We start from the raw sequence: 13,854 nt of genomic DNA on the forward strand, positions 1-13,854 counted from the left end.
TCGTCCCGGTCATCACGGCGCCCCCGCCGGGCGGATCCGCCGTCAGGCGCCCGACGGCTTACGCGTCCGGGAGCGCGCCCGCTGAACTGCGGGTCGATCGGCGGCCCGCCCGGCTCAATGGCCGGAAGACCCGGGCGAAACGGCCTGACGGCACCGCGGTCCGCACTGGACCCCATAGTCAGTCATCCGGTATATACAGTGATCATGAGTGAAAGCACCAGTCACAGCCGGCCGATGCGGGAGCCCACCCTCCTGCTGCTGGCCGCCCTCGCGGACCAGCCGCGGCACGGGTACGCCCTGCTCGGCGAAGTCGCCCGGATCTCCGACAACCGGGTCCGGCTCCGGGCCGGCACCCTGTACGGGGCCCTGGACCGACTGCTGGCCCAGGGCTTGGTCCGGATCGAGCGCGAAGAGGTCGTCGACGGGCGGGCCCGCCGGGTGTACGCGCTGACCGAGCAGGGGCACACCGACCTCGACGCCGAAGTGCGGCGGATGGAGACCGTGGCCCTGGAAGCCCGCCGCCGCATCCAGCGGGCCGGACGGGTCCTGGGGGCGACCGGATGAGCGGCGACGCCCGGCTGCTGGGGTGGGCGATCCGGCTCCACCCGTCGCGCTACCGAGAGGAATTCGGCTCCGACCTGACGGAGGCCGCGCTCGCCTCGCTGGCCGGCCGCCCCCGCGCCGCCGTCCTCGCCGAGGCCGCCCAACTGGCCTCGCACGGCCTGCGCCTGCGCCTGGGGCTGGGAGCCGACCGCGCGCTCGGCCAGGCCGTCGCCGGGGCCGCGCCCTACGTCCTCGCGCTGGCCGCGGCCGCGCAGGCGGCTCTCCTGCTCCGGGCGTCCCGGACGCTCGGACCCGCCCTGCCGCCCGACCAGCTCGCCCAGGCCTCCGGCAGCCGGCCCGCCTGGGCCGGCGTCGCACTGACCGCGGTGGCGCTGTCCGCGCTGCTCCTGGGTCGGGTCGGCACCGCCCGCCTGCTCGGCACCGCCGCCCTGGCCGCGGCCGCCCTCGCCGCCGCCCTGAGTGGGCCGCACCGGCTCGCGGGCGGCGCCGGTGAGCCGGTCACCGCACTGCTGACCCCGCTGGCGGCCTGCCTGTTCCTGTGTCTGGCGCCGCTGCGGCTGACACCTGCGCCCGGCCGGCGGAGCGCCTTGGCGGCACTCGCCCTGGGCGCGGGCGCCACGGTCGTGCTGGTGGCCGCCCCGATCGTCGGCGGGCGGGGCCTGCCGGTGCTGATCGCGGTGCTGGCCTCCGGCCTGGTCGACCGGAACACCCGGCGGGCCGCGCTGACCGGGCTGGTCGCGCTGCTGCCCCTGTACCCGGCGCTGCTGGGCGCCATCGTCCCGCACCACCCGTCGCCCGTCCAGGTCCTCCAGTCCGTCCTGGCGGCCGCGATCGCCGCCGCCGTCCTGCTGCGGATCCGCCGCCGCGCCCGACAACCGTCCTGACGGCTTGTCGACACCTGCTGGCCCGCGGCGCGCCGGTCCGCCCCGGACCGGCGCACCGCCCGTGGGGAGAGCTGCGACGGCCCGGCCCGGACCGAGCGCACCCGCCCGCTGCTCCGCCACCGGCAGCGTCCACACGTCGTGCGTGGTCTGGTCGACGAAGACGTGCAGGGCCGGGGCAGGGGGTGCCGGCGCTCACCGGGTGTGCGCGGCGAACGCCGTCGATCCTCTTGGGAACGGCTCGACCCGCCCGTCGACAGTGGCGCTCCACCGGTGCGCCACACCGACGGCGCCACCATGCGGTCAGCGGTGGCCGCTGGTCCCGGGCAGCGCCCGAAGGGCCGGGGCCGCGGCCGCGCCGAACAGCAGGGCTCCTGCCGCCAGGCCGCTCGCGAAACCGGTGTCGAAGGCCCGGGCCGTCGGCTCGCGCAGTTCCGGGAGCCCCGGCGCCACGAGGGGGGAGGCGGTGGTGGCCGCGTCCCGCTGCGCAGGAGTCAGGGAGGATCCCGCCGGGCCACCGGCAAGGGCTCCACGGTAGCCGGCGGTCAGGACGACCGACAGCAGCGCGACACCGACCGCACCGCCGAGCATCCTCGCCGCGGCGAGCATGCCCGTCGCCCGACCGGCCTGGCGGGGAGGGGCGGCCGAGGTCGCGGCGACCGCCACGCAGGAGTTGAGGATCCCCGCTCCCGCGCCGATGAGGAGGCAGGACGCCGGTTGGACCGGCCGGGCGCCGTGGAGCACGGCGGCGGCCAGGGTCAGGGCGCCCACCAGCAGCAGTGCCGTCCCGGCCGCCGCCGTGCGGCGCAGCCCGTACCCGGCTGTCAGGCGTGCGCTGGACAAGGCCCCGGCGAGCAGGGCCAGGGCCGCCGGCGTCATCTGCAGCCCGGCTCTCACGGGCGGCCACCCCACCGAACGCTGCAGGTAGAGCGCGTAGTAGTAGGTGAAGGCGTTGAAGACCAGGAACAGTCCGGCCCCCAGGACCAAGGCCGCGCGGACCTGCGCGACGGCGGAGGGGCCCGCTTCCGCCCCGGCCTCGCGCCGGGTGCGCCGGCGCACCGCCCACCCCGCACCGCACGCGCCGGCCAGCAGGACGGCCGAGAGCAGGGGTGTCCCCGGAGGTGGCAGGTTGTTAAGAAGGGTGGCCGCGTAAAGCAGCGAACCCATGGTTGTCGCGGCCAGCGCTTGGCTGGGGACGTCGACCGGGGCGTCCCTCCCGTCGGGGTCCGCGGGGAGCCACCGGTGTGCGGCGGCGGCTGCCAGGGCCGCGAGGAGGGCCGTGCCCGCGAACAGGCCGCGCCAGCCCACGGCGGACATCAGGAGGGCCCCGGCGACCGGTCCCGCCGCCGTTCCCACGCCCATTCCCGCGGTCCACAGGGCGACGGCGCGCCGCCGGTCCACCGCGGCGGGGTGGGCGAGGACCAGCACCGCCATCGTCGTGGGCGTGAGCACCGCCCCGCCCGCGCCCTGGAGCATCCGCCCGGCGACCAGCGCGGAGGCGTTCCGGGCGAGCACGCACACGACGGCTGCGCAGGCGAAGACGCCGAGCCCGGCCAGGTAGAGGCGGCGGTGGCCCCACCGGTCCCCCCAGGCCCCGGCGGTCGTCAGCATGGCACCCGCGGGCAGTTGGTACCCGATCACGCTCCACGCCGCCCCCGCCGGGGACAGGTGCAGCGCCGCGGACATGCCGGGCAGGGCCAGCGCCGTCAGGGCGGTGTTCGTGCTGCCCAGGACGATGCCGAACGCGCAGGCCGTGACGATCCGGCGCCGCACGGCCACGGTTCCCCCCGATCCCTCCGTAGGACGCGGACCGTTGACATCCCACGCCCGCCCGCGTACCACAAGGCGTCCAAGTGCCGTCCGAAGTCAAGACCTTGGGGTAGCCATGACATCCTTGACGTCCCTCCGCACCGGTGCGCACGACTACGGCAAGACCGAGATCGACTTCATCCTGGTGGACCGGACCCCGGGCTCGGAGACCCTCACCGAGGTGTCGGCCACGGTGGAGTTCGTCGACGGCTTCGCGGACGCCTACGCGACGGGCGACAACGCGCCGATCCTGCCGACGGGCACGATGACGAACACCGTCCAGGCACTCGCGCCCGGCTACGTGGGCGAAGCGCCCGAGGTGTTCGCGTCAGCGCTCGGGCAGCACTTCCTCGAAGCGTGTCCGGCGGCCGGCACGGTCGTGGTGACGCTGGCCGGCCGTCCGTGGGTCCAGCTGAGGCCGGGCGGCGAGCCCGACCCGACCGGATTCCGCGAAGCGGGACCGGAGCGGTGGACGGTCCGCTCGCTCCACCCGCGCGGTGCGGAGGCGAGCCTGACCGGGGGAGTGGAGGGGCTGCGGCTGGCGAAGACCACGGGGGCGAGCTTCACCGGGTTCCTGCGGGACGGGTTCACCACCACGCCGGACTTCCACGACCGCCTCATGGGCGCCCGTTTCACGATTTCGTGGCACTACGCGCAGGGGGCGGACCACCCCGCCGTCCGCTCCAGGGCGCGGGCGGCACTGCTGGAGGCGTTCAGCGCCCACAGGAGCCTGTCGGGCCAACAGACCCTGCACGTCCTGGGCGAGGCGGTGCTGCGGACGTGTCCCGAGGTCCCGCGCGTCGACCTCGCGTGCGAGGCGAACGACCACCTCCTCGCGGACCTCGCGCCGTTCGGCCGGAAGAACCCCAACAGCGTGTACGTCGCACCGCGCAACCCCTTCAGCGTGGTCCACCTGTCCGTGGGACGGTGACCCCGGTGACGAACGCCACTCCTCCTGGCACGGCGACCGGATGAGGCCGGCGCCCTTCGTCTACCACTGCCCCAGGACGGTCGGCGACGCCACCGAACTGCTGGCCCGGCACGCGGGGGACGCCCGCGTGCTGGCAGGGGGGCAGAGCCTCCTCCCGAGGCTGAACGCACGGCTGGAGCGCCCCGGACACCTGGTCGACATCACCCGGATCCCGGAGCTCTCCCGCCTGCGGCGGGGGGAGCACGGCGCCCTGGCCGTCGGCGCGGCCGTGCGCCACCAGACGATCTGCGACGCGCGCTCCGGGGTGCCTCCGCTGCTGGCCGCCGCGACGGCCCTGATCGGGCCTGTCGCGGTCCGCGCGCAGGGAACCACCGTCGGCAGCGTCGCCTTCGCCGACCCCGCCGCCGAGGTCCCCGCGGTCCTGCGGCTCCTGGGCGGCCGCGTGCACCTCGTGTCGGCGCGGGGGCACCGGATCGTTCCCGCGCCCGCGTACCTCTCGGCCGACCCGGCGGACCGGCTCGCCCCGGACGAGCTGATCAGCGAGGTCGAGTTCCTGCCGGCGCCGCCCGGGGCCGGAACCGCCGTCGTGGAATTCGGCGGCCGACACGGTGACCGGGCGCTCGCCGGTGCCGCGGCGCTCGTCCGGGTGGGTCGTGCCGGGACCGTCGAGCAGGCCGTGCTGTGCCAGTGGGGCGTGCGATCCCCGTCCCGCCTCGTCGACCTCACCCGCGCGCGGGAGGGGCGCAGCGTGACCGCCGCCGTGGTGCCGGGCGGCGACGCGCTCACCGCCCGCACGCGGGAGACGCCCCACCCGCGCCCCGTGCCGCACGCCTCGGAGGAGTACTGCCTGCACCTGGAGGCGGTCGCCGCCCGCCGGGCGCTCGATGCCGCGACGCGCGACGCCGTTGCGGCCGCCGGGAGGAGCCGGTGAACGAACAGGTCCACCCCGTCCGGCTGACGGTGAACGGGCGTCCCGCCGCCCGGGAGGTGCCGGCCCGCCTCCTGCTGTGCGACCTGCTGCGAGGACACCTCGCTCTCCGCGGCACGCACGTCGGCTGCGAGAGCGGTCAGTGCGGCGCCTGCACGGTCCTGCTGGACGGTCGTCCGGCCCGCTCCTGCCTCACGCTGGCCGTCGCCGCCGACGGACGCGCCGTCACCACGGTCGAGGGGCTCACCCCGCCGGACGGCTCGCTGAACGTCCTGCAGCGGGCCTTCCGCGACCACCACGCGCTCCAGTGCGGTTTCTGCACCCCCGGAATGCTGATCGCGCTGACCCACCTCCTCGGCCGGTGCCCCCGGCCGACGGCGGACCAGGTCCGCCACGCGCTCACCGGCCACCTGTGTCGCTGCACCGGCTACCAGCCCGTCATCGAAGCGGTGCTGGCCGCCGCCGACCCGCCGCCGCACGCCCCGCCCCCGAGTGGAGGAGGACCACGCCCGTGATCGGATCGCGCCCGCCGAGAGCGGAGGACCACCGCTTCCTGACCGGACGGGGCCGCTACGTCGACGACCTCGACCCGCACGCCCACCACTGCGCCTTCGTCCGCAGCCCCCACGCCGCCGCGGAGGTGGAGGAGGTCGACCTGACCGACGCGCTCACGCTCCCCGGCGTCCACGCCGCCGCCTCCTTCGCCAGCCTGCCGCCCACCATGCGGCGCCGACTTCCGCTGCTGATCCCCCACCAGGACCTGACGCACCCCCGCACCGGCCACGTCCTCGCCCACCGGCGGGTCCGCTACGCGGGCGAGCCCGTGGCGATGGTCGTGGCGGCCGACCGCTACCTCGCCCAGGACGCCTGCGAGCGGGTCCGCGTCCGCTACCGCCCCCACCCGGCCGTGACCGGTCTCGAAGAGGCCGCCCGGGCGGAGCACCTGGTCCACGCCGACGTCCCCGGCAACACGGCCGCCCACCACAGCCAGAGCAGCGGCGACCCCGCCACCGCGATGGCCGGATCCGCCCACCGCCTGCGCCTGCGCCTGCGGGTCGAACGCAGCACCGCGGCTCCGCTGGAACCGCGGGGCGCGCTGGCCCGCTGGGACGGGCCGCGGCGCCAACTGCACCTGGTGAGCAGCTGCCAGGCGCCGCACGGCGTGGCCGCCGCGGTCGCCTCCCTCCTCGGGCTGCCGGCGGACCGGGTCCTGTGCACCACCCCCGACATCGGCGGGGCCTTCGGCGGCAAGCTCGTCCACCCGTGGCCGGAGGACGTCCTGACGGCCTGGGCCGCCGTCCGGCTCGACCACCCCGCGGTGTGGATCGAGGACCGCGCGGACAACCTCGTCGCGTCCTGCCACGAACGGGGCCAGATCCACGACGTCCGTGTCGGCTTCCTCCCCGACGGGCGGATCACCGCGCTGGACGTCGAGTTCCTGCACGACACCGGCGCCTACACCCCGTACGGCATCATCGTGCCGCACGTCACGGCCACCCAGTTGCTCGGACCGTACCTGCCGCAGGCCTACCGCTTCGAGTTCCGCAGCCTCTACACCAACGCCGCCATCGTCACCCCCTACCGTGGAGCGGGCCGACCGCAGGGCAGCTTCGTGATGGAGCGCACCCTCGACGCGGTCGCCCGCCGCCTCGGGCTCGACCGCGCCGACGTCCGCGCGACCAACCTGATCCCGCCGCACGCCATGCCGCTGGACCGGCGACTGGTGTACCAGGACGGCGGCCCGCTGGTCCACGACACCGGCGACTACCCCGCGGCGCTAGAACGCGCCCGCTCCCTGATCGGCTGGGACGCCTTCCCGGCCACCCGCGCGGCGGCGGCCCGCGAGGGCCGTCGGCTCGGCATCGGCATCGCCTGCTACGTCGAAGCCGCCGGCCTGGGACCTTACGAAGGCGCACGGGTCACCGTCGGTCCCACCGGCGCGGTCCGGGTGTCCACCGCGGCCGGCAACCAGGGACAGGGCCACGAGACCGTCCTCGCCCAGGTGGCGGCCGAGTACCTCGGGTGCCCGCTGTCCCAGGTCACCGTCGAGACCGGACGCACGGACCTCGTGCCCTACGGCGCGGGCACGTACGCCTCGCGCACCGCCGCGGTCACCGCTTCGGCCGTGGCCGCCGCGGCCGCCCAGGTGAAGGAGCAGGCGCTGCGCACGGCCGCCGACCACCTGGGAGCCGCACCGGCGGACCTGACGATCCGCGACGGCCGCGTCGGCTTCACCGACCCCGCGCGCCCGGACTCCCTGACCCTGGCGGACACGGCGGTCCTCGCCAATCCCCTGCGCTACTCCTTCGACGAACCCTCCGCCGCCGCCACGCAGTTCGCCCGACCGGCGGAAGGACCGGCACTGGCGGCAGGACGCGGCCCCGGGCTGGACGCCACCGCGTACCACGCACCCGCCAGGGCCACCTGCTCCTACGGCGTGCACGCGGCCGTCGTCGAGACCGACCCGGACACCGCGCGCACCACGGTCCTGCGGTACGTCGTCGTCCACGACTGCGGCACCCCGCTCAACCCCGCCCTGGTGGAGGGACAGATCCGCGGAGGCACCGCCCAGGGCATCGCCGGAGCGCTGTTCGAACGCATCGTCTACGCGCGGGACGGCACCCCACTGACCACCAGCTACGCCGACCTGCTCACTCCCGGCGCCGCGGACCTCCCCTCCGTCGAGATCGAGCACCTCTGCCATCCGACACCGCTCAACCCGCTCGGCGCCAAGGGCGTCGGGGAGGCCGGCGTCATACCCGTCGCCGGCGTCATCGCCTCCGCGGTCGAGGACGCCGAGGGCATCCCGATCGACCGGGTGCCGCTGCTGCCGGACACGCTCCACCACCTCAGGAGGACAGCACCCCACCCGGCCGCGACCACCCGTCCAGGAGCACGTCCGTGACCCCCGGGACCGACGCGCGAGCCCCGGCACCCACCCTCGAACTCGCGCTCCACATCCCCCACCTGGCCGAGCCCCCCGTCCACCGGGTGCTCCTGCACACCCGCGCGGGTGCCGGCTGGAGGTTGGTCGCCTCCGCGGTGGCCAGGCCCGGCACCACACAGCGGATCGGAGACCTCCGGCACCACGGGGACTACCGGCTGTCGACGGTCCCGCAGGACGGGCGGCCCCGCGACGAAGGCGTCGTCATCACCTTCCGGCCGCCTTCCGACACCCACCACCTGACACTGACCGTCGTGATCCACACGGCAGGCTTCGAGGTCGCCGCCCTCGTCGACCGGCCCCGGCCCGCCCACCCGCCGGAGAACACCGGCCCACGCCCACCGGACGCGGCCGCAGCGACGACTCCCGCCCCGAAGCCCTCACCGCTCGGCCGGTGACACCACCGACCGCCGCCGGACTCCGCACCGGAGCCCGGCACACCCGCTCCACCGCACCGAAGGAGACCACCGTGCGCACCCTCAGGACCACCCGCAAGGCGACCGCCCTGGCCGCCGCCCTGACCGCAGCCCTCTCCGGGGCCCTGCTGTACGGGACGGCCGGCCCCGCGGCGGCCACCCCGGCGCTGGTGTCCTGCGCCCTGGGCGCGGAAACCATCACCTACACCCCCGGACTGCGCCTGCCGTCCCTCCCGCCCGCGCCGCCCAACCCGGTCGTCGCCCTGTCCTCCACCGGCACCGTGGCCGGCTGCGTCTCGCTCGACCTGCACCACACCTCCGGAACCATCACCTTCTCCGGCGCCGGCCCGCTCACCTGCGCGGGCGGCAACTCCTCCGGCACCGGCAGGCTGACCTGGTCCGACTCCGGCACCACCCCCTCGGACTTCACCTTCACCGGCGGCGTCTCGGCCCGCCCGGACGGCGTCACCGTCCTCGTCCTCACCGGCACCGTCACCAGCGGCGACTTCACCGGCGCCGCCGTCGTGAACACCATCGTCCTCGCCAGCACGGACCTGACCGCCTGCCTCACCCCCGCAGGGCTGACCACCACCTCCGGCCCCATCACCTTCACCCTCTCCACCCCCTGAATCCCGGCGGGACGACCCCCGGAGCGCGTCGCGTGAGGGCCGGGCTGACCGCAGCCCGGCCCCCACCGGCCCCGGCGCGAACGCGGCGTCCGGGGCGTCCGGGGACGCGTCCGTCCCGCCGAGCGGCAGGCTACAACCTCGTACACGAAACACCGACCCGGTGTGGGGGAACGACTGTTTTTCACCCTTTCGTCGAGGGCGGTCATCCGCACCCGCCTTCGCTTCGAACCCGTGGTGCGGATCGATCCTGATCCGCAGTGCGAGACGGACAATCGAAGGTATGAACGCATGAACAGGTCGCGACTTTCGGAGGCCTTCCACCTGCCGGTCCCGCCCGGAGGAGAGGTGATCGTCGCCAGCGCCTTCACCCACCCGGTGCGCGGGCCGGTCGCCTGCCCCGCCGCCCCCCTCGTCGCGCAATGGCTGATCGGCCAGGGCCATCCGGCGGTCGTCCGCGACCTCGGCTCGACGCCCGTCGAGCCGCTGGACGCGACGGGCGGACCGGCGTCCTCCGGACGACTGGCGGTGACGACCTACCTCGACCTCGACGGCCGGGCCGTGGGCGTCGCGGCGGCCGGTACGGCCACCACGGCCCGCCCGGCCCAGGAGGCCGTCGACCGGTGGAGCGCCGCCCTCAGGACCCGCAGGGCGCTGGTCGGGCTGCTCCCCCCTCCCTGCCCGGCCGATCCGGGCGGAGCCCGGTGGGTGCCCGCCCCCCGGCGGTCCTCGCCCGGCAGCCGGAGCGCGTGCCGGGCCGCGGCGGCGACGGACGAGACCATCACCTCCTACCTGGAGCGCGGGGACTCCGTACTCCTGCTCGCCCCCGGTGCGCGGGGGAGCCGTGGGGTGCGGACCGGCCGGATGCCCGTCGCGAGCGGGGCGGTCGTGGAGGTGGGCACGCTCGACGCGGTCGCGCACCTGCGGGTCGAGGACGAGACGCGGGTGGCGTTCGTCGTCAGCGGCTGCGCCGTCGTCGAGGAGGCCGCTGCGCTGCTGCGCGCGCTGCGGGAGCGCTTTCCGGCGCTGCGCGGCCAGCACCCCGACCAGTGGTGCTACTCGACGTCCGACGCGTGGTGGACCGGCAGGGCGGTGGTCGAAGCCAGCGACCTGACCTTCCTGGTGGGAGACGTCGGGTCCCTGCCCGGCCCGCAGCCGGCCGGCCCCGCCCGGCCGCGGGCCGTCTGCTCGCTCGCGGACCTCTTGCCCGAGGAGCTCGCCCGGGCGGCGACCGTCGGTCTGATCGGGTCCGGCGCCGCGACCACCGGACGGGCGACGGCGGCTCTCACGGTGACCGGCGTGCTGGAGGTCCTCTCGGGGCTCGGCCCCCTCAGCGTCGTCCACCGCCGGGTCCGCACCGACGTCAGGACGGACATCCACGAGCGTTCGCCCACCACCGTCCGCTGAACACGATCCGGCCGTCCGGCCTTGGCGCACTCCACGGCCGGACGGCGGAGGACGTTCACTGGTGAGCCGCCCTTCCGTGGTGGTTCCATGGAGTGCCACCGCGACGACTACTGGTATAGGGCGTGTCAGAGCCGCCTCCGGGCCCGCGCCGGCAGGGGATTGCGCTACGACACGCCCGGGGAGGACCTCCACATGCCCTCTTCGCGCTCCGAGAACACGCTGCTGAGGGCGCTGCTCAAGGAGGCCGGATGGACCGGCGACGGCTTGGCGGCCAAGGTCAACGCGCTCGGAGCGGAGAACGGCCTGCTGCTCAGGTACCGGCGGCCGTCCGTGGCCCAGTGGCTCGCGGGATCCTCTCCGAGGGCGGGGGTGCAGCTGCTCGTGGCCGAGGCGTTCAGCCGGGGGCTGGGGCGCGAAGTGACCGTCGCGGAGGTCGGTTTCACCCGAAGGCGCGAGCCGGCCGGACCGCTGTCCGCGCACCCCGCTCCGGTGGGTCCGCCCGCCTCCCCGCTCTACGCGCTGGAGGCCCTGCGCCACGTCCCGCTCGGCCTCAGCGGGCGCTCCCGCGGACCACGGGCCGACGCCCCGGTCGGGCGGCGACTGGGCACCGAGCAGGTGACCGCGGTGCGGGACATGACGGACCTGGTGTCACGGGCGGACCAGGCCCTCGGAGGGGGCACCGCCAAGCAGGCGTTCGTCTCCTTCTTCCACGGCGTCGCGGTTCCGTGGACCGACTCCCCGGGCCGTCCGGCCGTGCGCAGCACGTTCCTCGCCGAGCTGGCCAAGCTCGCCTACATGGGCGGGTTCCTGCACTTCGACGTCGGCCTCCACGGAGCGGCGCAGCACTACTACCGGCTCAGTGCCTCCCTCGCCGACGAGGCCGCGGACAGCCGGGCCCTGGCCATCGCCCTGCGAGCCCTCAGCGTCCAGGCGCGCTACCTCGGCCACTACCCGCAGGCCTGCCGGCTGGCCGAGGCGGCCGTCGACACGGGCGCCCGGTGCGGGCCCGGCACGGTGGCGTTCCTCAACGGCCAACTGGCGGTCTGCCTCGCCGCGACGGGCCACCGCAAGTCCAGCCTCGAACGGCTCGCCGTCGCCGAGCTGAGCCTCAGCCGGGCCGAAGCACTCCCGGCCCCGCTCGTCGGCGCGTACAACCGCGCCTCGCTCGCCCACCAGAGGGCCGCCCTCAGCCGGCACCTCGGCGACACCCGGGGCGCCCTGGCCGCGCTCAAGGAGGCCACCCGGCTCCGGCCGCTCCACGAGAGCAGGTCACGCGCGCTGGTGCTCGCACGGCAGGCGGAACTCGAACTGGAACGCGGCCACCTGGAAGCCGCCTGTGCCTCCTGGCGGGAGTTCACCGCCGCCAGGAGCGGCATCAGGTCGAAGCGGTTGGACCGCGCGGCCGCGATCATGCGGGCGTCCTTGACACCGCACCGGGGCAACCCAGTGGCACGCGCGCTCCTCGCGATCGCCCGGCCCGTCCCCTGACGCCGAACGCCCCCTCGCACGTGGGTCCTCCGGGGTACCGGGCCCCGTCATCCGTGTCGGCCGGTCGATGCCCTGCACGGTCGACTCGCGTTCGGCGGTGGCGGTTCGACGGTGCGGTCAGGGCTGGATGGTGAGGGTGGTCTGCGACGAGGCGGTCGCCACGCCGGTGGTGGCGCAGGCGGTGGGGTCGAGGGTGGGGAAGAGGGTGACCTGTTCGGCCTGGTGGCCGGAGAAGCGGCCGGCGGTGATCGTTCCGCTGCGGACGGACGCGCTGGTGCCGTTGACGGTGGTGAGGGTCACGGTGTAGGAGAACGTGCTCGTCTGCCCGTTGTCCCAGGTGAAGACCCGGGTTCCACTCAGCGTGGAGGGTGTCGTGGTGCACGACTGGGAGGGGTTGTTGATGGTCTCGTCGTACTGCGCGGACAGTACGGTCGTGCCGACGGCGACGCAGAGGCCGGGTGAGGCGGCCAGGCCGAGCCGGCCCTGGTTGACGATCGTCGTCGCCTGCGGGGTGTTGGTCAGGGGCGGCGAGTACTGGCTCACCGACTGGCCCGTGCACTCCACCAGGGCCGAGGAGGTGGTGGCCGAGGCGGGCCCGGGGCCCAGCGGGCCGAGCGCGCACACGGCTGCCAGGGCTGCGATGCGTGCCACGTGTCGAAGCGTCTTCACGGACTGACTCCTTGGGCTGCGTGCCGGGACGGGAGGCTCCCCGTCCGCGGCGCTGCGGAAAGGTTCCACGAAGCCTCGCAGCCCCCGAGGAGACACGTACAGGAGGAATTCAGGACGAAAGGGATGGGCCGGGGAAAGGCGACTGATGTCTCCGGGGAATCGCGCGTCGCGGGCACGCCCGAAAAAGTCCAGAAGGGACACGCTGTTCCTTTTCGACGCACCGCCTCGTGGCATTGTCCGAAAACGCCGTGCTCCGGATTCGGGCCGCCCGGGTGCCTCGCCGAATCGGGCCTGGTCCGTCCTCCCGCCCCCGCGATCGCGTCCTTCTCGGGCCTGGTCCGTCCTCCCGCCCCCGCGATCGCGTCCTTCTCGGGCCTGTCGGCGCACTCCCGTACCAGCGTGTTAACGCATCCGTGGAACTTAACGGTAAACCACCCCCGGGCCCCTGGTAAACGGGACTTCGACGGGTGACGATGGGAAGGAATTCCCGGGCGGGGTCGGTTCCCGAACGGCCCTCCGCCCGCCCTCGGCGCGACCCGGGGACGCCCGCAGCCGCGGCAGGACGAGGAGTGCCCGTGGTGATCAGCAGGACGACCGAGCGGATCCTCCTTCCGCTGCCGAGCTCCTGCCCCGGTGCCGGAGCGAACTCCGAGGAACCGCCCGACTGATGGCCGCGGCGGGGCCGGAAGCGAACCTGCTGGCCACGGCCGGCCAGGACCTCCGGCACGTCCGGGAGAAGATCTCGGTGCTGTACGAGGGCTCGCTGGTCGCGCCGCTCCCTGCCCCGAGGAACCGAGATGGGGTGCGCCGGCCCGTGAGCAGCACCGCTTCTTCGGCGTGGGACGGCCCGCGGGGACCGGGACGAATCCGCGGCGGCCCTCGGACTGGCCGCCTCCCTGATGACCGCTGCCGCCGCCGCGCTGCGGTTCACCGCGGACTTCTCACCGGCGCACCACGGGCACGACGTCAGGCCCGGCATGATGCCGCCCCACCTGCAGCCCGGCTTCAGCGGCGCACGAGGCCGCGACCACCAAGTGCTCGTCGAGGTGCTCCGCGCGCTGCGCCCCCTCTTCGGCTCCATCGACCGCACACGCCACCCCCGCGGCGAGTTCGAATCGGCTGCCGAGATGCTCTTCGCCGCGCACGAGTTCGTCTGTGCCGCGTTCGGCGGGGGGCCGGGCCCAGCCTCCT

General features: G+C 75.1%; 13 protein-coding genes. 10 read left to right on the forward strand and 3 right to left on the reverse strand.

What is annotated here, in order from left to right:
- The first annotated feature begins 204 nt into the window (after positions 1–204).
- Both ACZ3J7_RS13170 and ACZ3J7_RS13175 read left to right on the forward strand, forming a co-directional pair.
- Positions 205–564: a PadR family transcriptional regulator gene (locus ACZ3J7_RS13170; protein ID WP_465619923.1), complete on the forward strand. Its 360-nt coding sequence runs from the start codon at positions 205–207 to the stop codon at positions 562–564.
- Positions 561–1,448, forward strand: a complete 888-nt coding sequence (locus tag ACZ3J7_RS13175) for a hypothetical protein (RefSeq protein WP_465619925.1) — start codon at positions 561–563, stop codon at positions 1,446–1,448. Before ACZ3J7_RS13170 ends, ACZ3J7_RS13175 begins: the two co-directional genes overlap by 4 nt.
- A 300-nt stretch (positions 1,449–1,748) precedes the next feature.
- On the opposite strand, the gene ACZ3J7_RS13180 is transcribed toward ACZ3J7_RS13175, so the two are convergent.
- Complete coding sequence (locus ACZ3J7_RS13180) at positions 1,749–3,224, reverse strand: MFS transporter (protein ID WP_465619927.1); 1,476 nt, start codon at positions 3,222–3,224, stop codon at positions 1,749–1,751.
- A 106-nt stretch (positions 3,225–3,330) separates the two neighbouring features.
- On the opposite strand from ACZ3J7_RS13180, the gene pucL reads away from it, so the two are divergent.
- The 8 genes from pucL to ACZ3J7_RS13220 all read left to right on the forward strand — a co-directional run bounded on the left by pucL (position 3,331) and on the right by ACZ3J7_RS13220 (position 11,994).
- On the forward strand, positions 3,331–4,185 hold the full coding sequence (gene pucL, locus ACZ3J7_RS13185; RefSeq protein WP_465619929.1) for a factor-independent urate hydroxylase: 855 nt from the start codon (positions 3,331–3,333) through the stop codon (positions 4,183–4,185).
- A gap of 40 nt (positions 4,186–4,225) precedes the next feature.
- Positions 4,226–5,116 (forward strand): FAD binding domain-containing protein, encoded by an 891-nt coding sequence (locus ACZ3J7_RS13190; RefSeq protein ID WP_465619931.1) that lies wholly within the window; start codon positions 4,226–4,228, stop codon positions 5,114–5,116.
- Positions 5,113–5,628 (forward strand): (2Fe-2S)-binding protein, encoded by a 516-nt coding sequence (locus ACZ3J7_RS13195; RefSeq protein WP_465619933.1) that lies wholly within the window; start codon positions 5,113–5,115, stop codon positions 5,626–5,628. Before ACZ3J7_RS13190 ends, ACZ3J7_RS13195 begins: the two co-directional genes overlap by 4 nt.
- The gene (cutA, locus tag ACZ3J7_RS13200; protein WP_465619935.1) at positions 5,625–8,018 is read left to right on the forward strand and encodes an aerobic carbon-monoxide dehydrogenase large subunit; all 2,394 of its coding nucleotides are present in this window, start codon (positions 5,625–5,627) and stop codon (positions 8,016–8,018) included. The genes ACZ3J7_RS13195 and cutA overlap by 4 nt, the downstream gene beginning before the upstream one ends.
- Positions 8,015–8,455: a hypothetical protein gene (locus ACZ3J7_RS13205; RefSeq protein ID WP_465619936.1), complete on the forward strand. Its 441-nt coding sequence runs from the start codon at positions 8,015–8,017 to the stop codon at positions 8,453–8,455. Before cutA ends, ACZ3J7_RS13205 begins: the two co-directional genes overlap by 4 nt.
- Before the next feature lie 71 nt (positions 8,456–8,526).
- Positions 8,527–9,102: a hypothetical protein gene (locus ACZ3J7_RS13210; RefSeq protein ID WP_465619938.1), complete on the forward strand. Its 576-nt coding sequence runs from the start codon at positions 8,527–8,529 to the stop codon at positions 9,100–9,102.
- A gap of 288 nt (positions 9,103–9,390) precedes the next feature.
- Positions 9,391–10,506: a hypothetical protein gene (locus tag ACZ3J7_RS13215; protein ID WP_465619939.1), complete on the forward strand. Its 1,116-nt coding sequence runs from the start codon at positions 9,391–9,393 to the stop codon at positions 10,504–10,506.
- 192 nt (positions 10,507–10,698) lie between these two features.
- Positions 10,699–11,994, forward strand: coding sequence for a hypothetical protein (locus ACZ3J7_RS13220; RefSeq protein ID WP_465619941.1), 1,296 nt, complete (start codon positions 10,699–10,701; stop codon positions 11,992–11,994).
- Positions 11,995–12,111: 117 nt separating this feature from the next.
- On the opposite strand, the gene ACZ3J7_RS13225 is transcribed toward ACZ3J7_RS13220, so the two are convergent.
- Both ACZ3J7_RS13225 and ACZ3J7_RS13230 read right to left on the reverse strand, forming a co-directional pair.
- On the reverse strand, positions 12,112–12,645 hold the full coding sequence (locus tag ACZ3J7_RS13225; RefSeq protein ID WP_465619942.1) for a hypothetical protein: 534 nt from the start codon (positions 12,643–12,645) through the stop codon (positions 12,112–12,114).
- A gap of 959 nt (positions 12,646–13,604) precedes the next feature.
- Positions 13,605–13,808, reverse strand: coding sequence for a hypothetical protein (locus ACZ3J7_RS13230; protein ID WP_465619944.1), 204 nt, complete (start codon positions 13,806–13,808; stop codon positions 13,605–13,607).
- Positions 13,809–13,854: the final 46 nt, after the last annotated feature.

The sequence above is a fragment of the Kitasatospora sp. NPDC015121 genome (genome assembly GCF_055562955.1).

What these genes read in the sequence shown, in the direction of transcription:
- ACZ3J7_RS13215 (WP_465619939.1), top strand. Translation starts at nt 9,391, where the DNA reads ATGAACAGGTCGCGACTTTCGGAGGCCTTCCACCTGCCGGTCCCGCCC.
- pucL (WP_465619929.1), top strand. Translation starts at nt 3,331, where the DNA reads ATGACATCCTTGACGTCCCTCCGCACCGGTGCGCACGACTACGGCAAG.
- ACZ3J7_RS13190 (WP_465619931.1), top strand. Translation starts at nt 4,226, where the DNA reads ATGAGGCCGGCGCCCTTCGTCTACCACTGCCCCAGGACGGTCGGCGAC.
- ACZ3J7_RS13175 (WP_465619925.1), top strand. Translation starts at nt 561, where the DNA reads ATGAGCGGCGACGCCCGGCTGCTGGGGTGGGCGATCCGGCTCCACCCG.
- ACZ3J7_RS13220 (WP_465619941.1), top strand. Translation starts at nt 10,699, where the DNA reads ATGCCCTCTTCGCGCTCCGAGAACACGCTGCTGAGGGCGCTGCTCAAG.
- ACZ3J7_RS13170 (WP_465619923.1), top strand. Translation starts at nt 205, where the DNA reads ATGAGTGAAAGCACCAGTCACAGCCGGCCGATGCGGGAGCCCACCCTC.